Here is a 21404-nt window from a genome sequence, read left to right as displayed (position 1 = left end):
GAGATGTCCGGTAGGACAGAGGGGGGCAACGTAGAGTGCCGACAATGAGATTTCTGCCTGCACCACCCTACCCAAGACTCCGTTCCAGCATCTCCGCATCGATCCGACCGGCGCGAAACGTCTCGCCGCTGTCGAGCGCCGCGACGATCGCCCGCGCCGGGCTGAACAGCAGCGGGTCGATGGCGTAAAAATCGCCCTTGAACTGCTTGAAGATATCCTTGAACGGTTTTCCGTGGTCGCGCGACGTATGGCTGGGCAGGCGTTCGGCGAGCGCCCGCGCCTCGTTCGCCGGTCCACGCACGAAAAGTTGCACGCTGCCGCCATAGATGATGGCGTCGTTGGTGCGGCCCATGGCGGTCAGAAAATCCGGGTGCGGTGCGGGCAGGGGGGCGGCGGCGATGCCGTCGACGATGTTGTCCAGCGGGAATTTCAGGTCGTTGGCCTTGTGCAGGGCGACCTCCAGCGAGCGCGCCACGATCTGCACCGTGCCGGAGAGACTCTGTGTCGGCGCGTAGAGGAAGGTCAGTTTATCCGTTGGCAGGCCGGTCGCCTTGGCGACCTTCTCGACGACCGGCGGCGGCGGCGGCGACGCCGTCTCCAGGATCAGCACGGCGGACGACGCGGTGTCACGGTAGGCCAGCGTCTCGTAGAGCGGTTCGACCCGCGCAAGCGCCCGCGCCGGGCCGGAGCCCATGGCGAAATAGCCGTCGCCGGAGAGGTTCCATCCCGCATATTGGGCGCCGAGGCAGGCGATCACCGGCTGCGACGAGCGCACTTCGATCGTATACGGCCATTTTTCCGACGCGCGGTCGAGCATAGCCGAGATCGTACCGAGCCCGCCCATCGACGCTTCCGCCATGCGCAATCCGGCCTCGATGCTGCCCTCGACCTTCGCACCGGCGTCGATCAGCGTCTCGCCGAGCGGCCCTTTTGCCACCGTGACCCGCAACCGCTCGGCATCGCGAATCATGCCGTCGGCGATGCGCTGGGCGTTGTCGTTGAGGAAAGCCGATCCGTTTTTCATGTCCGCTCTCCTTCCCATTGGCTCTGCAACTGCCTTGCCTGCGCCTGCGCTGCCCGCCGTGTTGCGCCGGCGCTGTCCCCGCGCGCGAAAACGGTGCAGATCGGGTCGCCGGCGGCAAGCGTGCTGCCGGCCGGCTGGCGGTCCGCCGTCCAGTCCGGCCAGGCGATTTTCGGAAACCGTTCGACCGGCCGCGAGGCATAGGTGACGAGCGCCGCCATGCAGTCGTCGAAACGCGGCACGCGGAATGGCTTTCCGCGACAGGCGTCGATATGCGCCCTCAAGAGGGGCGCCTCGGCGCTGTCGAAAATGTCGAGCGTCGCGCCGGGCCGGGGATTGATCTCGACCAGATGGTAGCCGCCGTCGCCGCGAATGAAATCGGCGCTGCACAGGCCGGTGAGCCCGGCGCGAAGCGTCAGCCCGGACAGCCAGCGGCCGATCTTGGCGGAGTCGTTCCGGTCGAAGCGGCGCAATCGCACCGCGCCGCCGTAACGATACGGCGCGCCGGGGGCGGGTGAGGTCCACTGCCGGCTGAAGCCGACGATGTCAGCCGTCCGCCCATCGGCTATGAACAGCACCGAGACGCTTTTGCCTCGCACGAAGAGCTGGAAATAGCGGCCGGGCTTCACGGCTGCGCCATTCGCCCGGGCGACATGGCCGCCGCCGGCGCCGCCCGCCGTCTTCACCAGCCAGTTTTCCGGGTCGGACGGCGTCTCCCAGCGGAATTTGGGGTGCGGGATGCCGAGTGCGGCGCAGTCATCCGCGAGCTTCCGCGGATCCTTCACATGGTCGATTGCAGCGGCGTTGTTGCCGGCCAGCGGAAAATGCCGTGCGAGATCATCGACGATTGCCGGCTCGCGCTCGAACCCCGAGCCGACCACCAGCGCCTCGACCGGTTCGCCGGCCGCCAGGTCCAGCAAGGCGTCGGGCAGCCGCTTGTGGTCGATGCCATGGGCGAGATCGCCGGGCAGCATGATTGCGCGCTCCGAAAGCGCCACTGTGTCGGTGTCGCGAAAAAGGTCGGCGACGAGCGGGCGATAACCGGCGCGCCTTGCGGCGGCGGCCAGCGCCCGTCCCGAGATCGCGGCGATCATGACGGCGCCGGCGCTATTTGGCGAACTCGCGGGCAAGGGAGAATGCATCCTGGAAATCGTAGGTGACGGTCTTGTCGGCTTCTATCATTCTTTTGAACAGGCCGGCCTCCACCTTGTATTTTACATTGCCGATAGCAAGCGGGCCGATGCCGACGGCGCTGCTGCCGTCGATCGGCTCGCCATTGGCATGCACGCCAAGCCCCTCGACGCCGGCCGGCGGCACGGCGTTGACGTCGGCGGCGATCAGCAATGTGCCGGCGGCCGCGAGTTGCGCTTTCGAGATTACCTGCACGCCTGCCTTGGCGGCAGTCAGGATCACCTCGGCGGCTTCCGCCAGCGCCGTCTTCTTCGCCTCGGACGAACCGTCTTCCGCCTCCACCGCGACCCCGAAGCGGCGCTTCATCTCGGCGGCAACCTTTTTCACACGCTCTGCACCATCGTGCCCGACGATGGTGACTTTCGCGCCCTCCCTGGCGGCGATCACCGCCGTGCAGAAGCCGACCACCCCGGTGGCTCCGAAGATGGTGATCCGCGTATCCTTCAGGGTCCGTTCGAATTTTTTCGCCAGCGCCTTCTCGACCTTGGCCACCATCGCCGCGGCGGTAGTGAACGAGCCGGCCGGGTCGGCGAACACCGAGACCTGGAACGGCGGCACCATGGATTTTTTCGCAGCGTCGAACATGTCGAGTGCCAGAGAAACATCCTTGCCGGCGATGAAGATGCCGGTGTCGGCGCCGGCGTCCGGCGGGCGCGAAAAAATCGCGTCCTGCACCAGGCCGGTCACCTCGTCGAGGCCGACGCCGACATAGGGAACGACCGCATCGAAGCCGGCATCGAGCGCCATGTTCACGTCGAACGGGCTCATATGCTTGAGCGGCGTGATCATATGAAGAATGTGTTTTCGCGCCATGTTCTTCTCCCTGACTGCGGGATGGACCGTCAACTACCGACGAGGTTCAGGCCGGTCGTGCTGATCGTTGCGCCGGCGTTCCTGCCGCGCACGATCCTCATCTCGATGCCGTCGCCGGCTGCCGGAGCGGCCGCCGCGACCATCTGTTCGGCGGCGGCCTGCGACGGGGCGAAGGCGAAGCCCGTCGGCCCCCACGAACTCTGGCCGATGCCGACTGCGCCGGCCTTCGCCAGCGCCTGCATGACGGCCTCGACGCGCTTCGAGGTGAAGACGCCGCCCTGTGCCGGCGCGAAATGATTGCCGACCAGGTGCTGGATCGCCGAAATGCCTGCGCCAAAACCCTGCATATCGTGCTCGACCAGCGCGGGCATCACCTCCGTCAATACCTGCCGGCAGATCTCGCCGGTGCCGGAGACGGGGAAGGGCGGCAGCGTGCGGAACGCCTGCATCTCTTCGTCGCCATGCAGCCCGTCGAGCGCGTCGTCGAGCACGAGGATGGCCCGCCAGACCTCCGGAAACGGCAGCCGCGCCACCACCGGCGGCGGCCGGCCGCTGCCGTCATTGCCGGCGTCGACGATCAGCCCGCCGCTGTCGAAGCTGGCGATGCCGATGCCCGACCGCCCGCCGCGCGCCAGGAGCGTGGCGTCGTCGTCGATGTCGAGCGGCATGCCGTGCAATGTCCTGAGCGCGGCGGCGACGGCCAGCGCGATCTGCGTGCCGGAGCCGAGGCCGGCATGGCGCGGAATGGCGTCCATGATCGTCAGCCGGTGCTGGGCGCGGATGCCGAGCCGTTTGGTCAGCGCCGCCAGATGCGAGGCAGCACGTTCGCTTTCGGGACCGATCACCACAGTCTCGGCGGCGCGCGACAGCGTCAGCACGGTTTCGGGCTCGCTCAGCGGCAGGCCAATGCTGCCGAACCGCCGCCCACCGTTGCCGCTGGGGTCGAGGAAGCCAAGATGAAGGCGGGCAGGCACTCGTATGGTAACAGAATTCGACATCCACCCCTCGATGGGTGCATGATGCATGCATCACGGTAGTTCAGGTGCCTGGCGGTCATGATAACCGCTTTCGACCGGGGAGCAAGCGGCGCAGACCGTTTCTGCTTCCTCTACTTTGGTGCCGGTTGAATCAGGCACGTAAGCGAACAGGGAGGCGGAAATGAGCGAAACGTCGAAAGAACGGGTCTATTCGGAGGCCGAGATCGCCGAGCGGCTTGAAAAGGAACTGCCGAAATGGCGCTACGAAAACGGCTGGATCAGGCGAAAGTACAAGACGCATAGCTGGAAGGGCACGCTGATGGTGATCAACACCGTCGGCCACCTGGCCGAGGCAGCCTGGCACCATCCCGACATCGCCGCATCCTACGCCTTCGTTGAGGTCAAGCTGCAGAACCATGCGGCCAAGGGCATCACCGACAAGGATTTCGAGCTGGCGAAGAAGATCGACGAGGTGGTGTTGTGGCAGCCGGCGAAGGACGGCGGGGCGCTGGAAGGCACACCGCCGACCGACCAGAGGTTTGCGTATATCAAGTACGATTGAGGGGTTGGTTTGAAGCCGCGTACGCCACGCCGCAAACCGGATTAGAGTTTTGGGCGAGAATTAAACACGGGCTCACACATCCGTCCTACATTGCCAAAATGATAATGTGGATCGGGTTCTGGGCCACGGTCGGCAGCGTGGCTTTTTTGGTTCTCGATTACCGGGTTGGTAAACAATCCGGCCGGCCTTTGCTGTCCAAGGGTTCGACCACGAGACTATACTACTATGCTCTCGTTGGCGGGGCATCCGGTGCCCTGCTGGCGGCCATTCCGGTCATGGTGTTTGATTTCGGAAAGGCCATCGTCGGCCTTGTCATTGATCCGCCGCCGCCCCGTTTGCTGCTGGGTTTGCCGCCTATCGCTGCCGGCGTTGCCGCAGGTTTTGTTCTGGTCACCGCAGCCAAAAAGAGATGGCAAACAGGTATTCGTGATCTTCGATCGGACAGCGCTGCCCAAGGAATCGGAAATCTGACGTTGGCGGTGTGTCTCTTTGCCCTCACGATGTTGGCCATATGGCTAGGCACCTTCATGGGCTTCCATATCGTGCGGGATGGGTGACAAATCGTAACTGTCCGAGATCGAAGCGGGGCCACGTCGCAGCCCGGCAAGTTCGCGCTCGCCGCCCCGCGACGGGTTTCGGCATCCTTTTTGACGGCGGGGGTTTTCGGCTCGGCGGCTTTCGTTTAGGCTATAGCCGGCACCAGAAAGTAGCGTAGTGAATGGCGGTTGCGTGGATAGGCAACCGGGAAGCGCCTTTGCAGCGCGCGGTGGAAGAAGCCGCGGCGCTTTTGCGATCGAGCCGGTGCCCGGTTTTCAGCTTCGATACGGATGTGCATGGCACGCGGGCGGCGATAGCGCTCGCCGAGCGCGTTGGCGCAGCCTACGACCATGTCGACGGCGTGGCGCTGGCGCATGAGACGGCGCTGCTGACCGACCGGGGCGGCACGACGGTCGCGCCCGGCGAGGCGCGCCGGCGCGCCGATGTCGTGGTGATCGTCGGCGAATTGCCGGAGGCGCACCGCCGTCTCCTTCTTGAATTCGCCGTGACCCAACCGGACCTGCCCGCCGCCGCCGAGCGCGCGTTCTTTTCAGTTGGCAACACCGCGGCGGCGCTCGACGGCAAGCGCAAGGCGACGCCGCTCACCTGCGAGGGCGACGGGCTTTCAGCCACGCTCGCCGGGCTCCGTGCCCAATGCGCCGGTCGCCAAGTCACCGCGCCGGTGAAAAATTTCGACCGTTTCGCCGCCGCACTTGCCAAGGCACGCTATCCGGTCTTCCTGTATTCCGGCCATTCCGCCGATGCGCTCGCGCTGGAAATGCTGCAGGGGTTGATCTCCGACCTCAACGCTTCCGGCCGCGCGTCCGGCCTGCTGCTGGCCGCCAGCGAAAGCGGCTGGGGCGCGGCTCTGGCCTCCGGCTGGATGACCGGTTTTCCGCCGCGCACCGGCTTTTCGCGCGGCTTTCCCGAATTCGATCCCTGGCGGTTTGACGTGGCGCGCATGATTGCCGACGGCGAGGCGGATTGCCATCTGTGGATTTCCGGCGATCCGGAGCGGCCGCCGCCAAAGGCCAGGAATGACCTGCCGCTCATCGTGTGCGCCCGGACGGATGGACCCGCTGCCGGCGCCGCCGTCACCATCGGCATCGGCCAGGCCGGTCTCGATCATGACGGCGTGGTTTATTCTGCGCAGGTCGGCACGTTGATCGCCGCCGGTGCCCGGTCGCGGTCGGAGCGTTCGGCGGCCGCCGACATCCTCCGCGCCATCGCAACTGCAATTCCCGCCGGAGCGGTGCTGCCATGCTGACGAGAATCGCCGGCGGCGACATCATCGATCCGGTCAACGGCCGCTCCGGAAAAGGCGACCTCTGGATCCGCGACGAGCAGATCGTCGAGCCGCCGGCGGGCGGCAAGGCCGACAAAACCTTCGACGCGTCGGGTTGCGTCGTCATGGCCGGAGCCATCGACATCCATTCCCATATCGGCGGCGGCAATGTGAACACGGCGCGGCTGCTGCTGCCCGAACAGCATGCGGCGCACCTTGCCCGGCCGGCTGAGACGCCGCTTTCCAATGCCGGCTGGTCGACCTTCGAGACCGGCTGCCTCTACGCAAAAATGGGTTTCACCACGGTGGTCGAGCCGGCGATGAATCCGGGTGCGGCGCTGCACACACATCTCGAACTCGCCGACATCCCGATCATCGACAAGGCGACGCTGGCGATCCTCGGCAATGATGATTTCCTGCTGTCGCTGATCCGCGACGGCGCCTCGGAGCAGGCGATCGACGACTATGTCGCCTGGACGGTGGGCACGACCCGCGCGCTCGGCGTGAAGGTCATCAATGCGGGGGCGGCTGCCGCCTTCAAGGAGAACGTCCGCAATTTTTCGCTGGACGATGTCGTGCCGTCCTACGGGGTGAGTTCACGCAACATCGTCAAGGCCTTGCAGGCCTCGGTCGGGCGGCTTGGCGTGCCGCATCCGCTGCATGTCCATTGCAACAATCTGGGCGCCGCCGGCGCGGCCGACACCGCCGCCGCGACCATCGCTGCCGCGGAAGGCCTTCCGCTGCACCTCGCGCATCTGCAGTTCTACGGCTACGGCACGGAGGGCAAGCGAAAATTCTCGTCGGAGGCGGCGCGCCTCGCCGAACTGGTGAACGCCACGCCGGAGGTCACCATCGACATCGGCCAGGTGATGTTCGGCCAGACCGTCACGGTCTCCTCCGACGTGATGCGGCAGTTCTCGGCGCGGGGCACCGCGCATCCCAAAAAATGGGTGATCTGGGACGGCGACGGCAATGGCGGCGGCATCGTGCCCTATCGCTACCGCGAGGATTTTTACGGCACGCTGCAATGGGCGATCGGGCTGGAACTGTTCCTGCTGATCACCGATCCGTGGCGCGTCTTCTTCACCACCGACCATCCCAACGGCGCGCCCTTCACCGCCTATCCAAAGCTGTTCGAACTGCTGATGCGCCGCGACGCGCGCACCGCCATGGCGTCGGGGCTGTCGAAATCAGCGATGGCGCTGTCGACGCTGGCCTCGATCGACCGCGAGTACACCTTTGACGAGATCGCCATCATGACGCGGGCGGCGCCGGCAAAACTGCTGGGGTTGAAGGATCGCGGCCATCTCGGCGCCGGCGCGCTGGCCGATGTGGCGGTCTACCGGCGCGGCGAGGACATCGCGAAAATGCTCGGCTCGGCGGCGCTGGTGTTCAAGAACGGCGATTTGGTCGTGAAGGACGGCGAGGTCACGCATTATCGCTGGGGCAGGGCGCTGAGGCTCAATCCCGCGCCGGACAAGGCGATGGTGCGGCGGATGGAGGGTTTTTATCAGGATCGCTACGGCCTGTCGCTCGACTGGTTCTCGTTCCCCGACTCCGCAATCGGGCGCGAAAAACCGTTCGCGGAGGTCGCATGAACCAGTTGGAGGTGAATGGCGTCCTGATCGACGACACCTTTGCCGAAGCCTTCGGCATGCGCGCCACGGCGATCGTCATCACCGGCCCGAACCGCAAATGGGCGCGGCAGGCGGCGGTGACCATGACCGGCTTCGCCACCTCGGTCATCGGCTGCGGCTGCGAGGCGGCGATCGACCTCGACCTTCCCGCCTCGGCGACGCCTGACGGAAGGCCCGGCTGCCGCGTCATGATCTTCGCCGTCAGCACCGACGAGTTGCAAAAACAGTTGCAGAACCGGCTCGGCCAATGCGTGCTGACCTCGCCCGGCAGCGCCTGTTTTGCCGGCATGGATGGGGCCAACCAGCTCAATCTGGGCTCGGCGCTGCGCTATTTTGGCGACGGCTGGCAGATATCGAAAAAACTCGGCGGCAAGCATTTTTGGCGCGTGCCGGTGATGGACGGCGAGTTTTTGTGCGAGGCGACCACTGGCATGACCAAGGAGGCGGTCGGCGGCGGCAATCTTCTGTTGCTCGCCGACAGCAATGCGAAGGCTCTTGCAGCGGCCGAGGCGGCGGTCGCAGCGATCGAAAAAGTGCCGGGCGCGATCATGCCGTTCCCGGGCGGCATCGTGCGGTCCGGCTCAAAAGTCGGCGGCAAATACAAGGGCATGATGGCCTCCACCAACGACGCCTTCGCGCCGACCCTGCGCGGCGTGACCCGCAGCGAACTGGGGCCGGACGTCAACGCCGTGCTGGAGATCGTCATCGACGGCGAGACCAGCGCCGCCGTCGCCGCCGCCATGCGCGCCGGCATCGCCGCCGTGACCGGGCTCGGCCCGCGGAAGGGCGCAAGCCGCATCAGCGCCGGCAATTACGGCGGAAAACTCGGGAAATTCCACTATCACCTGAAGGAGCTGCTGCCGTGAAAGCGCTGACCTTCAGCCTGAGAGAAGAACCGCCGGAGCGGCTCGACCTCTCGCCGCTGACCCCACAGAAACTTGGTGGAATGGCGCGCGGCGACATCGAAAAGATTCGCATCGGCATGTCGAAGCGCGCGCTTCTGGTCTGCGATGTCTTCAAACTGTCCGGCGCGGATTTCAAAGAAATAGTTTTCGAGGGCGGCAGCACACGTTTCGACCGCGTCGGCGCGGACTTGAGTGAAGGGGCCGTCCGCGTCGTCGGCAATGTCGGCGCGCAGGCTGGCCGGCTGATGTTGGGCGGTTCGCTGATCGTCGAGGGCGGCGCCGGGCCGCATGCCGGCTCGGGCATGAGCGGCGGCCGGCTGGAGATAAGAGGCGATGCGGGCGACCAGCTTGGCGGCCCGCTGGCCGGCGAAATGGCCGGCATGAAGGGCGGCGTGCTTATCGTGCGCGGCAAGGCGGGAGCCCGCGCCGGCGACCGCATGCGGCGCGGGCTGATCGCCGTGCTGAAAGGCGCCGGCGACCATGCCGGCTGCCGCATGATCGCGGGCACGCTGGTCGTCGTGGGTGGTGTCGGCGAGTTGCCGGGTTATCTGATGCGGCGCGGCTCCATCCTGCTCGACCGCGCGCCGCAAAACCTGTCGCCGAGTTTCGTCGAGAGCGGCGGGCCGGACATCAGCTTCGCCGCCGTGCTCGACCGCCATCTGATCGCCGAGGGCATTTTGAAGCGCCCGCTGCTTGGCCGCGCGCCGCGTAAATATGGCGGCGACAACGCCGTGCTCGGGCTGGGGGAGATATTGTTTCCGAGGTGAGAAGGCAGAGACCGGTAACTTGCAACACCCCCTCCCGACTCACCTCGCCTTAATTTGCGGGCTTTGGATTGATCGTCCCAATATTTTGGCGGTTTTCTGCTCGGCAATTGTTAAGCGCAGTGTAGGCCACGCCGACAGGGTCATCCGAATTTTTCGCACGAGCATCAGTCTCCGCCTTCGCCGCAACCATGATGCAGTGCTGCTCTATCATTGAACGCGCCCCTGCGCCTGACGCTGTTTTAAGGCGAAGTATGGCGGTCCCAGTTGGCTGGTCGGCGCTGGCCGAACTCGACAAGCTGAGCGCAACGAGTAAAGCCAACCCAAAGCAGGAGTGTTTCATCATCAACCACCTGAAGGGTTAAGCCGCTTCGCACCCAGCCGCTTATGCACCTGCCCGATAACAAGGATGATGCATATGGTGACAGAGATTGACAGCGCGGCCGAGGTCGCAATCTCGCGCACGCTATCACCGCGCAGGACCGTATTGACTATTTGGCCCAGAGCGCTCCCAATTGCCGCGCCTCGTCCAATCTTCAGCAGTTTGGGGTCCATGTCGCGTATGGTATCAAGCGCGCTGAAAATGTCGAGACATCACCGACGACGGCAGTTTCGAGCGTCCAGGTAACCGCCCTTAAAGGGAGGGAGCAAAAAAACGAGAACCGATGGTGGAGCCACTCCCCCTAACAACCGTCGACGCTTCATGCGCTTAGGGCCTGCCGCATTACGGTTGCTGTCTTGGCTCCACAGGACTCAAGCCGAACCTACCCATTCCGCGCAATAATATCCTTCAGCGCCGCCTCGAACCGCAAAATCTCCTCCACCGTATTGTAATGCACCAGCGACACGCGGATGCAGCCGCTGTCCATGGAGAGGTTGAGCCGTTTCATCAGGCGCGGCGCGTACATGTGGCCGTCGCGGATGCCGATGCCGATCGCGGCCATTTCTTCCACGACCAGTTGCGGAGACAGATTGCCGATGTTGAAGCAGAAGGTCGGCACGCGCTGGTCGACGCGTTTTTCGTCGCCGATGCCGTAGATCGTCGCGCCGACGCCGTTCAGCACGCGCAGCATCTCGCGGGCGAGGAAAATCTCGTAGGCGCGGATTTCGGCCATGCCGGCGACAATGTTTTCGCGGCGCGAGCGGTTGTTGGCAGGCGCGAAATTGCGGCCGATCGATTCGAGGTAGCGCACCGCCGCGTCCATGCCTGACACATTCTCATAGACGAAGGTGCCGGCCTCGACCTTGTAGGGCGGCTCGTCGGGGATGAAATCCTCGCGAAAAGTCGGCAGCCGCTTCAGCGTCTCGAAGCGGCCCCACAGGAAACCCATGTGCGGCGAAAAGTTCTTGTAGCCGGAGCAGACGAGATAGTCGCAGTCCCACATCTGCACGTCGATCAGCCCGTGCGGGCCGTAATGCACGCAGTCGAGAAAAACTTCGGCGCCGGCCGCGTGGGCGATTGCCGCCACGGCCGCGACATCGACGATCGAGCCGATCGAATGCGCCGTCACCGTGCAGGCGACGAGGCGCGTCCGCTCCGACAGCAGCGGCGCGAGGTCGTCGACATGCAGATTGCCGTCCTCGCGCATCCGCCACCATTTGAATTTTGCGCCCATCGGCTCCAGCGCCAGCCAGGTGGCGATGTTGGCGTCGTGGTCCATGTCGGTGACGATGATCTCGTCGCGCTGCGAAAGCATCTGGCCGATGCCGAGGCTGACGAGGCGGATGAAGGAGGTGGCGTTCATGCCGAAGCAGATTTCCTCCGGCCTGTAGGCGTTGATGAGCAGCGCCACACTCTCCCGCGCCTGCGCGACCGACTGGTCGACCTGCACGCTGCGCCCATAGCGGCCGCCGCGCTGCACATTGTGGCCGACGAGGTGGCCGGTGACCGCGTCGAGCACGCTTTGCGGGATCTGCGCGCCGGCGGCATTGTCGAAGAAGATGAAGTCGCCGGCCTGCTTCAGCGCCGGGAACATGGCGCGGATATCGTCGACGGGAAAGGATGCGGCGCTGTCCGCTTTCGCGGTCTGATGCTGGTTCATGCAAATGTCCTTGGACGGATAGATGGGGAGGGACGAAGCCGATCTCAGCGCGCCTTTTCGTCCTTGAAGCGGCGCTCCAGCAGGCCAACGAGACGCACCATCGGCCATAGGAAAATAAGGTAGGCGAGCGCCGCCCCGATCAACGGCGAGGGATTGGCGTACAGCGCCTGCGCGTTGTTGGCCTCCTTCAGCAACTCGGGCAGCGCGACCACCGACGCCAGTGACGTGTCCTTGAACATCGACACGCAATTGCTGGTGGTCGGCGGAATGACGAGGCGAACCGCTTGCGGAAGGATGACCATGCGCAGCGTCAGCAGGAACGGCAGGCCGAGTGCGTTCGCCGCCTCGAACTGGCCGCGCGGGATGCTTTCGATGCCGGACCGGAAGACCTCCGCCGAATAGGCCGACATGATGAAGGCGAACGCCATGGTCGCCGAAACCCATGACGACAGGCGGATGCCGATGAAAGGCAGCGCGTAATAGATCAGGATGAGCACGACCAGCACGGGCATGGCGCGAAAAATGTCGATGTAGCCGATGGCGAGCCAGCGGAACGGTTTTGGGGCATAGAGGCGCACCAGGCTGATCAGCAGGCCGACGGGAATGCCGATGCCGATGCTGAGGAAGCCGAGCAGCAGCGTGTTCAGGAATCCCCGCATCAGCGCCGGGAAGGCCGACAGCAAGACCTGGCCGTTGAAGAAGGTGTCGAGCAAAGTCATCGGCAGTCCAATCCGAGTCTAGTGCACTGCCCAAACGATCGTGCCGGCGGGAGCCGGCACCACTTATAGAAGCGGCTGTTGATTTTGACCGTCCGCGCCGCCCCTCATCCGCCTGCCGGCACCTTCTCCCCGTAAAGAACGGGGAGAAGGCCACTTGCCGCACTCGGTTTGCCTTCTGCGGCATGGGCGATTGGCAGAGCCGGCATTGAGAGCGTCTCTCCCCCGTTCTTCACGGGGAGAGATGCTGGGCAGGGCAGTGAGGGGCAGCGCTGACGGTCAAGGCAAAGATCTGGTAATTATCCCGAGAAGGTCCGGAAGCTCAGGCCTTCGGAAGCGGCGCCTCGGCGACCGTCGACGAATCGGCCGGCGCGTCGGTGCCGAACCACTTCTTGTGGATCGCCTGCAAGTTGCCGTCCTTCTTCATCTCGGTCAGCGCGCCGTTCAGCTTTTCGAGCAGGGGCGAGTCTTTTGTGACCATCAGACCGTATTGCTCGCCTGTCTTGATGCGCTCGACGACGGCGAGGCCCTTCATCTTGGTGAAGGCATATTCCATGCCGGGAACGTCGCTGACCACGCCGTCGACGCGGCCGGCGGCGAGATCGAGCAGCACGTCCTGCTGGGTGTTGTAGCCCTTCACCTCGGCGAAGCCCTGGGCATCCTTGTTGTCGTTGGCGTATTTCTCGCCGGTCGAGCCCGAGAGCACGCCGACGACCTTGCCCTTGAGGTCGGCGAGGCCCTTGACCGCGCCGTCCGTCTTGGCGGCGATGCCCATGTCGGAATCGTAGTAGGGCTGGGTGAACGACTGCGAGCCGAGCCGCTCCTTGGTGATGGTGATCGAGGAGATCGCCACGTCGACGCGGCCGGAGCTTGTCGCGGCAAACAGCGGCTGGAAGTCGTAGCCCTCGATGTTGACGGTCATGCCGATGCGCTTGGCCGCCTCGGTGACGATGTCGACCTCAAAACCCTCGAAATTGCCGCTCTCGGCCTTGAATTCGAAGGGCGGGTTGTTCGGATAGGAGGCAACGTTCAGCACGCCGTCGGCGTGCGCGGCGATCGGGCCGGCGGCAAAGCCGACCGCGGCGGCGAGGATCAGAAGGTTGCGGCGTGTAAAGCTCATTGTTCGTTCCCCTGGTTGTTGCCCGGTCGGGCTTCAGCCCGCACGGGTTGTTGCCGTCCCGCTTTCTGGCGGAGCGTCATTTCATCGTCTCGACCATCCGGTCGAGCGCGGTCTCGATCTGCCCGGCATCGCGGCACACGCACATGCGCAGGAAGGCGTTGGCCGAGCTGCCGAACAGATAGCCCGGCGCCAGCCCGACATGCGCCTTTTCGAGAATGTCCGCGCAGACCTTTCGCGAGTCGTCCTGCCCTTCGAAGGCGAAGAAGGCATACATGCCGCCGCGCGGTTTTGAGGGCAGGATGATGCCGGGCAGTTGCGCCAGCTTGCCGTAGGCGAGGTCGAGGCCCGTCTTGATGCGCTCGCGGATCTCATGGACCAGCGGCTCGCCCTGGCGGATCGCGGCGTTGGCTGCGGCCTGAATCGGGCCGGCCGACCCGCTGTTGATATATTGCGTCATGGCGCCAAGCTGGTCGGCGACGCCGGAGGGGTGCGTCAGCCAGCCCAGCCGAAAACCGGTCATCGCCCAGGCCTTCGAAAAACTGTTGACGGCCAGCACCCGGTCGCCGTCCTCGGCCACTTGCAGAATCGACGGCGCCACCTCGCCGTCGAAATAAAGCCGCGCATAGACCTCGTCGGAAATGATCCAGATGCCGGTGCGGCGGCTGAACTCCAGCAGCGCCAGCATCTCCTCGCGGCTTGCCGTCCAGCCGGTGGGGTTGGACGGCGTCGACAGGAAGATGGCGCGGGTGCGCGCGTTGCACATGGCGAACAGTTTTTCGAGGTCGAGCCGCCAGTCGCCGTCGAAATCGAGATGGCAGGGCCGCGGCTCGCCGCCGATCAGGTGGATGGCGTTGTGGATGTTCGGCCATTGCGGCGCGACGTAGACGACGTTGGTGCCGACATCGACCAGCAGTTCCAGCGCGAAATACAGCGCCTGCATGCCGCTCGGCGTCACCGTGGTGCGCGAGATCGGGATATGCTGGCTGTGCAGGCGGCTCTGGTATTCCGACAGCGCCTCGATCAGCGGCTCGTAGCCGCGCATGTTGGGGATGTAGAAGGTCAGGCCGTCGTCGAACGCCTGCTTGGCGGCGTCGCGGATGAAGGCGGGCGTCACCATGTCGCCTTCGCCGTACCACAGCGCAATGACGTCGCCGATTTCGCGGGCGCGCATGGCGAGGTTGGCGATGGTTTCGGTGTGCAGGTCGCGCATCTGGGCGCGGATGCCGTCGAATGCGTAGCGCGCCTTGGCCACGGACGACGACTGAGGCGGCATGAAAGACAAGGACAAAACCCTTCAAACGTACGGGACGCGTGTCGCTTCCGTCGGATGAAGTTCTCACGCGGCTGACGCGACTGACCAGGGAATGCTTATCCGAAGTGCGGCGGTTTTCAAGATGAAAGTTTTAAGCTTAAAAAGATGAGAGCCGATTTTGGTTCTTCCAGGCCGGATTGCGTGCACGTGCAACCTAGTGCCCGGTGCCGGAGCGTCCGGACGACTTGCCAGGGACGGGCGCTTGCCGGACCTCATTGCGGGCGGATTCGCACCCCGCCGCGATGGCCGCCCCCAAAAACATCGCGTCGCTGGCGAGGATGAAGAAGCTCGCGCCCTTGGCCGCCCAGCGCGCGGCGTCCTCCGGCTTGCCGCAGAAGATGCCCGCGACCTTGCCGGCCGCCAGTGTCGCTTCGATGATCGTGCCGATCGCCTGGCCAAGCTTTTCGGCCCCCTCTGGACCGATCGCGCCGAGCGAGACGGAGAGGTCTCCCGGCCCGACGAACACCACGTCGACACCGTCCGTCGCGGCGATTTCGGTGGCGTTGGTTAGACCTTCCGCCGTCTCCACTTGCACGGCGACGAGGATTTCGGCATTGGCGCGGCCGAGATAGTCGAAGATGCGGTAGCCATAGCCGGCGGCGCGCACCGGCCCGACGCCGCGCTCGCCTTGCGGCGGATAACGCGACGCCTTGACCACGGCGTGCGCCTGCTCGGCCGTTGAAACGCGCGGCACCAGCACGCCGGCCGCGCCGCTGTCGAGCGCGGCGGCGATTTCCTCCGGCGCATGGCCCGGCACGCGCACCATCGCCGGCACCTTGTGGATGTCGGCGGCGCGCACGAGGTTTTCGACGCCGTCGCGTCCGATCTGCGCATGCTCCCAGTCGATGCAGACGAAATCCGGCCCCGCCTGCGCCACCACTTCCACTGCGACGGGGTGCGGGATCGCCGCAAACGTTCCGACCATGGAGGATTTGCCGAGGCATTTTTCGCGAAAGCCGGTCATCTCTCTTCCCCTCGGTCCATCTCGGGTGAGTGATAAGCCCAGACGCCTGCGCTGCGAAGCCGGCAGACGTTTCATGCTTGAAATATTTTCGCCAGCCCGTAGCGTGCCGCCTTGGAGGAGCAATTCCATGACAAAACCGCATCCGCTGAAAGGCCCCAACCGGCTGAAGCTCGGCGTCTTTTCCACCAATGCCGACGGCGGACTTGCCATCACTGACGTGCCGGAGCGCTGGACGGCGACGTGGCCGGACAACCTCACTGCCGCTGAGATCGCCGACCGCGCCGGGCTGGATTTTTTCCTGCCGATCGCCCGCTGGAAGGGTTTTGGCGGCAGGAACAGGGTGCGCGAGCATTCCTTCGAGACCTTCACCTGGGCGGCCGGGCTGGCGGCGGCGACCGAAAATATCGGCCTGTTCATGACCGTGCATGTGCCGCTGGTGCATCCGCTCTATGCCGCGAAGGCGCTGGCCACCGTCGACCACATCAGTCAAGGACGCGCGGGGCTGAACATCGTCTGCGGCTGGAACCCGAAGGAATTCGGCATGTTCGGCACGCCGCTGGTCGAGAAGGGATATGACCAGGCGGCCGAATGGATCGACATCGTCGAAAAGCTCTACGCTTCGGACGAACCGCTCGACTATGACGGGACCTATTACCATCTCAAGGACGCCGTCAGCCGCCCCGCCAGCCTGCAGGCGCCGCGCCCGGTGACGATGAACGCGGCCTTCGGCGGCCCGGGCCGCGATTTCGCCGCTGCCCATTGCGACTATCTCTTCACCACCTTTTCCGAACTGGCCGATGCGGGAAAACACGTCGCCGACATCAGCGAGCGCGCCGACAAGGTCGGCCGCGCGGTCGGCTGCTATACGGTGGCCCACGTCGTCTGCCGCGAGACAATGGAGGAAGCGCGCGCCTATTATGACCGCTACGCCGTTGTTATGGCCGATCACGCGGCAGTCGACGCCCACATGGCGGGCAAGAAGGAGTTTTCGCAGTCTCACGACACACATGCCTACGACCGCTACCGCCAGCGTTTCGCCGGCGGCGCGGGCAGCTATCCGCTGGTCGGCACGCCGGAAGGCATCGCCGAGGAGATGGTCGCCATAGCCGGGCAGGGCTTTGACGGCATCGCGCTGTCCTTCGTCAACTACACTCGGGAATTGCCCTATTTCTGCGACCGCGTCCTGCCGCTGCTGAGGAAGGCGGGGTATCGCGGATAACCCTCCCCCTTGAGAAGAGGGTCGCGGAGGAAACCGAGCGGTACGCGAGGTCTTTCGACACGGGGTGGTTCAGTGATGAAGCGCTACGTCCTGAAGCGACCCCATCCCGTCGCCAGCTCGTCGCTTCGCTCCGAGCGCTCGCCGACCCTCCCTTCAAGGGCGAGGGTTACGGCGCCGGGCTCGCCAGCGGCTTGTCCGCCTCCACCACATAGGTCGCCAGCGCCTTGGCCGGTCTGTCACCAACCGCCTTCACGTCATGCGCGGCGCCGGCCGGGATCTGGTAGGAATCGCCGGCCTTCAGCGTCTGGTCGGGTTGGCCGTCGACCGACATCAGCACCTCGCCTTCCAATATGTATCCGGTCTCAATGCCGGGATGCGTATGCCGCCCGGCCGCACCCCCGGGCGGGATCTCGGCGGTGCCCATCATCACCGTGTAGCCCTCCGGATAGGCGATCTTCTGCAATGGCGTGCGCTTGATGCCGACGGGCGCGTCCTGTGCAGCCGAAACCACGGTCAACATGGCGAGCGAGACAGCGATGAGAGCAAGTCTCAGCATTGCGATTTCCTCCTCGGAAAGTGGCGTTGGCAGGCCAGTGTATGATCGTACGCCCGAGCACTAAGGCGCCGGGGTTGACAGCGGCTTGCCTCGTTCAATGACGTAGGTCGTAACGATCCTGGCCGCTTTGTCGCCCACGGCTTTCACATGGTGAACCGTGCCTGCCGATATCGTGTAGGACTCGCCGGCCTTCAGGACCATGTGCGCCTGGCCGGCGATGGAGATCGTCACCTCACCCTCGAGGACATAGCCCGTTTCAAGGCCGGGATGCGAGTTGGGGCTGGATTGCGCACCCGGTGGAACTTCGGTCACGCCGAGCAATGTCTCGTATCCAGCCGGAAAGTCCGCAGATTGCAGGGGTATGCGCTTGATGCCGGCCGGCGCGTCCTGGGCAAGCGCGGCTGCCGGCAGCAGCGCCAGCGACAATGCGGTCAAAAGTATTCTCAGCATGTGTGTCCTCCTCCGTGATGATGTCGGAAACCGTTTCCTGTTTCGGCCGCGCGACTTCTGAACTGCCTCGCCGTTCTGCCGAAAGAAAGTAAAAATCGTCCCCTGCGATTCCCTTGCAATTGCCTTGGTGCCTTCGCAGGGGTTCACCTCGGCCGATGGCGGTGTGTCGCGGCATTGCGCGCCGCCTGCTCGTAGATGCCGGTCATAGTGTCCAGCGTCCGCGCCGCGTCCTGAAGACGCTCCGCGAGGTCTGGCAGGCGCGTCACCGGGTCGATCAGCAGGTCGGCGCGTACGTCGGCATAGCGGTCGCACACGTCGCGGCCGAACTCGGTGGTTTCGTAGGTGACGCCGGAACGGCCGCTGCCGCTGCGCACCACCAGCCCGCCCTTGATCAGTTTGCGCAGGCTGTACTGGATGTTGGGAACGTCCTGGCGGTTGGCCATATGGGCGAGGTCGCGCACGCTTTTCGGCCGGTCGTTCATGCGGATCATGTGCAGCAGCGCGTTTTCCGGCCCGCTGGCGGCAAAATCGGCCACCGAGGCGAGGCATTCCGCCTGCCAGTGGCCGAACGCCTCGAAGCAGCGGATCAGCGCGTATTCGATTTCCGCGACATCCATCTCCTGCGGCGTGCGGGCGAGATGCCACGACCGGTCGAGCATTTTCTTCGGCTGATCGGCGGGCGTGGCGCGGCGGGTCATCAAGGTCTCCTCCGGGCGGAAGATGCCTCAGCCTTGACCTTGCGTCCACTTTGAAAATCAAATAGACTTTCTATCATAAAATTAAACATAAAAATGGGGTTTTGAGATGGAGGAGAATGCGATGCCACGTAACCGAATGTTCGACCGCGACCAGTTCCTGCTCGGCACCTTCGCGTCCAACTGCTCGGGCGGCATGACAGTGACCAAGCTTCCGGAGCGCTGGAAAAGCACCTGGGACAACAATCTGAAGCTGGCAAAGCTGCTCGACGCCGCCGGCATCGACTTCATGCTGCCGATCGCCCGCTGGATCGGCTACGGCGGCGAGACCAATTTCCACGGCAATGTGCTGGAAACCATCACCTGGGCCGCCGGCCTGCTGGCGCATACGCAGGACATCACGGTGTTCGCCACCACGCATACCGCCGCCAACCACCCGGTGGTCGTGGCAAAACAGCTTGCCACCATCGACCAAATCAGCGGCGGCCGCATCGGCCTCAACATTGTCGCCGGCTGGAACAAGCCCGAATACGAGGCGCTCGGCCTCACGCTCCCCGACGACCACGAGACCCGCTACGGTTATGCCCAGGAATGGTTCGACATCGTCGAGGCGCTGTGGAGCCGGACCGAAGCCTTCGACTGGGATGGAAAAATCTTCAAGCTGAAGAACGTGCTCGGCGACCCGCGCCCGTCAACGCCGCTGCCGATCCTCAATGCCGCGGGCTCCGAACAGGGCCGCGAATTCGCGGTGCGCAACGCCGATTTCCTGTTCACTCCGGCCATCGACCTGTCGCGCTCGAAGGACGAGATTGCGGCACTTAAGCAGCAGGGCAGGGAGGCCGGCCGCGACATAGACGTCCTGACCTTCTGCCATGTCGTCTGCCGCCCGACCGAGAAGGAAGCCAAGGACTATCTCCAGCATTTCGGCCAGACCAATGCCGACTGGCAGGCGGTGGACAATCTGGTGCGCCTGCAATTCGCCCACGCCCAGTCCTTCCCGCACGACCTGCTGGCGCTGATCCGCGACCGCATGGCGGCCGGCCATGGCGGTTTTCCGCTCACCGGCACGCCGGAGCAGGTGGCCGAAGGCATCGCCTCGCTGCATCAGGCGGGATTCAAGGGTACGACGCTGTCCTTCGTCGACTATGTCGAGGAGTTCCCGTATTTCCGCGATCACGTCCTGCCGCTGCTTGAACAGCGCGGCATCCGCGTCGCACAAAAGGCGTCGGCGGTCGCTGCCTAGAAGGAAGGGATCCCGGGGACAGTTTACTTATTTTCGCGGAAAGACGAGGCGTTTCAAGGCTCGCGCGGGCGGAAATAAGTAAACTGTCCCCAGCACTTAACCCATCACTTACGGTGCCGCCAGCGTCTCCGACACGATCCGCCATTCGCCGTCGCTCAGCACCAGCCCGAGCGAGACCCGCGACTTGCCGGCGATGCGGGCGCCGCCGCCGATCGGCTCATAATCGTAGCCCATCGAGAACACCGCGTCGGCGCGGTTCTCGCCGCGCGGCGTGACCTTCAGGCTGCCGGGATCGAGCGTCAGCGACCAAGATTTGAACTGTGCGAACCAGTCGCTCTTGGCCTTGACGATCGCCTCGATGTCCATAGGCGCACTGAGCAGCGTGACCTTGTCGGCATAGATCTGCCGCGCCGCCTCGGCGATCTTGCCGGGTTGCGGCGAGAGGTAGCCGTCGGTCAGCATGCGCTCGATCGCGGCGTCGTCGCCGACCGAGCGTTCGAGCGCGGCCACCTGGGTATTCTGCTGCGGCGCGCTCGCAACGGGCTTCTGTGCGGCGGCTGGCCCGCCGGCCGGCACGAATTCGAAGCGCTCCAGCAGCGAGCCTTGTTCGTACGGGCGCTGGAATTCGCGGGTAGCGGCGAGCACGTCGCGGCGCACCGCGATCATCATGTCGTTGATGCTCTGGCCGGGCTCGTCGATGTGGCGCAGCAGCGCTTCCGCGAAAGGCGAGTTGCGGCCCGTGCCGTCCATGGCGACGGCGCCCGGCGCGGTCGAGAAGGCGATGAAGGAGCCGCGCGTCGTGTCGAACTGCGCGAGGCCGGGCAGGGCGGTGGCCGAGCGCGTCGTCGCCTTGGCGCTCAGGCTGCGCGCGAACGGATTGTTGCGGCAGGCGTCGAGGAACACCAGGCTGGTCCTGGCCTGCTGCTCCATGATGTCGAGCACCTCGTCGATCGGCACGGCTTCCAGTCTCAGCTTGACCGGTACGTCGAGTTGTGCATCGACCGGCACGATGAAGTTGCGGCCGTCGACCTGCAGCCCATGGCCGGCGTAGAAGAACAGGCCTGTGTCGGCGCCTTGCAGCGCGTCGGAGAAGTCGCCGATCTTGCGCTCAAGGTCGCGCTTGCCGAGATCGTGCCCCTCGACCACTTCGAAGCCGACCTCGCGCAGTTTCGCGGCGATGTCCGCGGCGTCGTTCACGGGATTGGCGAGCGTGCCCGCATTCTCGTAGGTGCCGTTGCCGATGACCAGCGCCACGCGCCGCCCCGGCTGCGCGGAAGCGCCCAGCAGCATCAATCCCGCAAACATCAGCGCCAGGACGGCGAGCCTTTTCATGACGCCACTATAGCGCCCGAAAATCCCGGCTTGCCAAGGGATTCCAGCAGCTTTGCCCGCATA

General features: G+C 64.8%; 21 protein-coding genes. 8 read left to right on the top strand and 13 right to left on the bottom strand.

Annotated features, from left to right (window positions below; all coding sequences use genetic code 11):
• Positions 1-67: 67 nt before the first annotated feature.
• Genes mch through ACSBOB_RS25175 form a run of 4 tightly spaced genes read right to left on the bottom strand, consistent with a single transcriptional unit; the run spans position 68 to position 4023 of the window.
• Entirely contained in the window at positions 68-1024 is a 957-nt protein-coding gene (gene mch, locus ACSBOB_RS25190; RefSeq protein WP_442578791.1) for a methenyltetrahydromethanopterin cyclohydrolase, read from the bottom strand.
• Entirely contained in the window at positions 1021-2115 is a 1095-nt protein-coding gene (locus tag ACSBOB_RS25185; RefSeq protein ID WP_442578790.1) for an ATP-grasp domain-containing protein, read from the bottom strand. The genes mch and ACSBOB_RS25185 overlap by 4 nt, the downstream gene beginning before the upstream one ends.
• A gap of 13 nt (positions 2116-2128) precedes the next feature.
• Positions 2129-3025, bottom strand: a complete 897-nt coding sequence (locus ACSBOB_RS25180; RefSeq protein WP_442578789.1) for an NAD(P)-dependent methylenetetrahydromethanopterin dehydrogenase — start codon at positions 3023-3025, stop codon at positions 2129-2131.
• Between the two features lie 29 nt (positions 3026-3054).
• Positions 3055-4023: a beta-ribofuranosylaminobenzene 5'-phosphate synthase family protein gene (locus ACSBOB_RS25175; protein ID WP_442578788.1), complete on the bottom strand. Its 969-nt coding sequence runs from the start codon at positions 4021-4023 to the stop codon at positions 3055-3057.
• Positions 4024-4183: 160 nt separating this feature from the next.
• Between ACSBOB_RS25175 and ACSBOB_RS25170 the strand changes: the two genes are divergently transcribed.
• The 6 genes from ACSBOB_RS25170 (at position 4184) to ACSBOB_RS25145 (ending at position 9695) form a co-directional block, all read left to right on the top strand.
• On the top strand, positions 4184-4564 hold the full coding sequence (locus tag ACSBOB_RS25170; RefSeq protein WP_442578787.1) for a 4a-hydroxytetrahydrobiopterin dehydratase: 381 nt from the start codon (positions 4184-4186) through the stop codon (positions 4562-4564).
• Positions 4565-4668: 104 nt separating this feature from the next.
• Positions 4669-5121 carry a hypothetical protein gene (locus tag ACSBOB_RS25165; RefSeq protein WP_442578786.1) on the top strand — a complete coding sequence of 151 codons (453 nt, stop codon included), beginning with the start codon at positions 4669-4671 and terminating at the stop codon, positions 5119-5121.
• 161 nt (positions 5122-5282) lie between these two features.
• The gene (locus ACSBOB_RS25160; protein ID WP_442578785.1) at positions 5283-6368 is read left to right on the top strand and encodes a tungsten formylmethanofuran dehydrogenase; all 1086 of its coding nucleotides are present in this window, start codon (positions 5283-5285) and stop codon (positions 6366-6368) included.
• Positions 6362-7984: a formylmethanofuran dehydrogenase subunit A gene (locus ACSBOB_RS25155; protein ID WP_442578784.1), complete on the top strand. Its 1623-nt coding sequence runs from the start codon at positions 6362-6364 to the stop codon at positions 7982-7984. The genes ACSBOB_RS25160 and ACSBOB_RS25155 overlap by 7 nt, the downstream gene beginning before the upstream one ends.
• Positions 7981-8889, top strand: a complete 909-nt coding sequence (fhcD, locus tag ACSBOB_RS25150; RefSeq protein ID WP_442578783.1) for a formylmethanofuran--tetrahydromethanopterin N-formyltransferase — start codon at positions 7981-7983, stop codon at positions 8887-8889. The genes ACSBOB_RS25155 and fhcD overlap by 4 nt, the downstream gene beginning before the upstream one ends.
• Positions 8886-9695 (top strand): formylmethanofuran dehydrogenase subunit C, encoded by an 810-nt coding sequence (locus ACSBOB_RS25145; protein WP_442578782.1) that lies wholly within the window; start codon positions 8886-8888, stop codon positions 9693-9695. Before fhcD ends, ACSBOB_RS25145 begins: the two co-directional genes overlap by 4 nt.
• A 761-nt stretch (positions 9696-10456) precedes the next feature.
• Here ACSBOB_RS25145 and ACSBOB_RS25140 read toward each other — a convergent pair.
• The 5 genes from ACSBOB_RS25140 to ACSBOB_RS25120 form a co-directional block, all read right to left on the bottom strand.
• Positions 10457-11734, bottom strand: a complete 1278-nt coding sequence (locus ACSBOB_RS25140; protein WP_442578781.1) for a cysteine desulfurase-like protein — start codon at positions 11732-11734, stop codon at positions 10457-10459.
• A 44-nt stretch (positions 11735-11778) separates the two neighbouring features.
• Positions 11779-12453 carry an amino acid ABC transporter permease gene (locus ACSBOB_RS25135; RefSeq protein WP_442578780.1) on the bottom strand — a complete coding sequence of 225 codons (675 nt, stop codon included), beginning with the start codon at positions 12451-12453 and terminating at the stop codon, positions 11779-11781.
• Between the two features lie 319 nt (positions 12454-12772).
• Entirely contained in the window at positions 12773-13570 is a 798-nt protein-coding gene (locus ACSBOB_RS25130) for an ABC transporter substrate-binding protein (protein ID WP_442578779.1), read from the bottom strand.
• Between the two features lie 76 nt (positions 13571-13646).
• The gene (locus ACSBOB_RS25125; protein WP_442583824.1) at positions 13647-14843 is read right to left on the bottom strand and encodes a pyridoxal phosphate-dependent aminotransferase; all 1197 of its coding nucleotides are present in this window, start codon (positions 14841-14843) and stop codon (positions 13647-13649) included.
• Between the two features lie 193 nt (positions 14844-15036).
• A complete protein-coding gene (locus tag ACSBOB_RS25120) occupies positions 15037-15846 on the bottom strand; it encodes an HpcH/HpaI aldolase family protein (RefSeq protein ID WP_442578778.1) in 810 nt (269 codons plus the stop codon).
• A 127-nt stretch (positions 15847-15973) separates the two neighbouring features.
• Between ACSBOB_RS25120 and ACSBOB_RS25115 the strand changes: the two genes are divergently transcribed.
• Positions 15974-17065, top strand: coding sequence for an LLM class flavin-dependent oxidoreductase (locus tag ACSBOB_RS25115; protein WP_442578777.1), 1092 nt, complete (start codon positions 15974-15976; stop codon positions 17063-17065).
• A gap of 166 nt (positions 17066-17231) precedes the next feature.
• Here the strand turns inward: ACSBOB_RS25115 and ACSBOB_RS25110 are convergent, their stop codons facing one another.
• The 3 genes from ACSBOB_RS25110 to ACSBOB_RS25100 form a co-directional block, all read right to left on the bottom strand.
• The gene (locus tag ACSBOB_RS25110) at positions 17232-17621 is read right to left on the bottom strand and encodes a cupin domain-containing protein (RefSeq protein ID WP_442578776.1); all 390 of its coding nucleotides are present in this window, start codon (positions 17619-17621) and stop codon (positions 17232-17234) included.
• A 60-nt stretch (positions 17622-17681) separates the two neighbouring features.
• A complete protein-coding gene (locus ACSBOB_RS25105) occupies positions 17682-18071 on the bottom strand; it encodes a cupin domain-containing protein (protein ID WP_442578775.1) in 390 nt (129 codons plus the stop codon).
• A gap of 143 nt (positions 18072-18214) precedes the next feature.
• Positions 18215-18769 (bottom strand): winged helix DNA-binding protein, encoded by a 555-nt coding sequence (locus ACSBOB_RS25100; RefSeq protein WP_442578774.1) that lies wholly within the window; start codon positions 18767-18769, stop codon positions 18215-18217.
• 121 nt (positions 18770-18890) lie between these two features.
• Here ACSBOB_RS25100 and ACSBOB_RS25095 point away from each other — a divergent pair, with 121 nt between their 5' ends.
• Positions 18891-20009 (top strand): LLM class flavin-dependent oxidoreductase, encoded by a 1119-nt coding sequence (locus ACSBOB_RS25095; RefSeq protein ID WP_442578773.1) that lies wholly within the window; start codon positions 18891-18893, stop codon positions 20007-20009.
• Between the two features lie 108 nt (positions 20010-20117).
• Here the strand turns inward: ACSBOB_RS25095 and ACSBOB_RS25090 are convergent, their stop codons facing one another.
• Positions 20118-21341 (bottom strand): caspase family protein, encoded by a 1224-nt coding sequence (locus tag ACSBOB_RS25090; protein WP_442578772.1) that lies wholly within the window; start codon positions 21339-21341, stop codon positions 20118-20120.
• Positions 21342-21404 lie beyond the last annotated feature (63 nt).

The organism is Mesorhizobium sp. KACC 23794 (genome assembly GCF_052180275.1).
GTDB lineage: Bacteria > Pseudomonadota > Alphaproteobacteria > Rhizobiales > Rhizobiaceae > Kumtagia.
This window is presented reverse-complemented; position numbering and strand designations above follow the sequence as displayed.

What these genes read in the sequence shown, in the direction of transcription:
- ACSBOB_RS25125 (WP_442583824.1), bottom strand. Translation starts at nt 14,843, where the DNA reads ATGCCGCCTCAGTCGTCGTCCGTGGCCAAGGCGCGCTACGCATTCGAC.
- ACSBOB_RS25180 (WP_442578789.1), bottom strand. Translation starts at nt 3,025, where the DNA reads ATGGCGCGAAAACACATTCTTCATATGATCACGCCGCTCAAGCATATG.
- ACSBOB_RS25120 (WP_442578778.1), bottom strand. Translation starts at nt 15,846, where the DNA reads ATGACCGGCTTTCGCGAAAAATGCCTCGGCAAATCCTCCATGGTCGGA.
- fhcD (WP_442578783.1), top strand. Translation starts at nt 7,981, where the DNA reads ATGAACCAGTTGGAGGTGAATGGCGTCCTGATCGACGACACCTTTGCC.
- ACSBOB_RS25100 (WP_442578774.1), bottom strand. Translation starts at nt 18,769, where the DNA reads ATGACCCGCCGCGCCACGCCCGCCGATCAGCCGAAGAAAATGCTCGAC.
- ACSBOB_RS25170 (WP_442578787.1), top strand. Translation starts at nt 4,184, where the DNA reads ATGAGCGAAACGTCGAAAGAACGGGTCTATTCGGAGGCCGAGATCGCC.
- ACSBOB_RS25105 (WP_442578775.1), bottom strand. Translation starts at nt 18,071, where the DNA reads ATGCTGAGAATACTTTTGACCGCATTGTCGCTGGCGCTGCTGCCGGCA.
- ACSBOB_RS25095 (WP_442578773.1), top strand. Translation starts at nt 18,891, where the DNA reads ATGCCACGTAACCGAATGTTCGACCGCGACCAGTTCCTGCTCGGCACC.
- ACSBOB_RS25185 (WP_442578790.1), bottom strand. Translation starts at nt 2,115, where the DNA reads ATGATCGCCGCGATCTCGGGACGGGCGCTGGCCGCCGCCGCAAGGCGC.
- ACSBOB_RS25160 (WP_442578785.1), top strand. Translation starts at nt 5,283, where the DNA reads ATGGCGGTTGCGTGGATAGGCAACCGGGAAGCGCCTTTGCAGCGCGCG.
- ACSBOB_RS25090 (WP_442578772.1), bottom strand. Translation starts at nt 21,341, where the DNA reads ATGAAAAGGCTCGCCGTCCTGGCGCTGATGTTTGCGGGATTGATGCTG.
- ACSBOB_RS25140 (WP_442578781.1), bottom strand. Translation starts at nt 11,734, where the DNA reads ATGAACCAGCATCAGACCGCGAAAGCGGACAGCGCCGCATCCTTTCCC.
- ACSBOB_RS25110 (WP_442578776.1), bottom strand. Translation starts at nt 17,621, where the DNA reads ATGCTGAGACTTGCTCTCATCGCTGTCTCGCTCGCCATGTTGACCGTG.
- ACSBOB_RS25115 (WP_442578777.1), top strand. Translation starts at nt 15,974, where the DNA reads ATGACAAAACCGCATCCGCTGAAAGGCCCCAACCGGCTGAAGCTCGGC.
- ACSBOB_RS25165 (WP_442578786.1), top strand. Translation starts at nt 4,669, where the DNA reads ATGTGGATCGGGTTCTGGGCCACGGTCGGCAGCGTGGCTTTTTTGGTT.
- ACSBOB_RS25135 (WP_442578780.1), bottom strand. Translation starts at nt 12,453, where the DNA reads ATGACTTTGCTCGACACCTTCTTCAACGGCCAGGTCTTGCTGTCGGCC.
- ACSBOB_RS25175 (WP_442578788.1), bottom strand. Translation starts at nt 4,023, where the DNA reads ATGTCGAATTCTGTTACCATACGAGTGCCTGCCCGCCTTCATCTTGGC.
- ACSBOB_RS25155 (WP_442578784.1), top strand. Translation starts at nt 6,362, where the DNA reads ATGCTGACGAGAATCGCCGGCGGCGACATCATCGATCCGGTCAACGGC.
- ACSBOB_RS25130 (WP_442578779.1), bottom strand. Translation starts at nt 13,570, where the DNA reads ATGAGCTTTACACGCCGCAACCTTCTGATCCTCGCCGCCGCGGTCGGC.
- mch (WP_442578791.1), bottom strand. Translation starts at nt 1,024, where the DNA reads ATGAAAAACGGATCGGCTTTCCTCAACGACAACGCCCAGCGCATCGCC.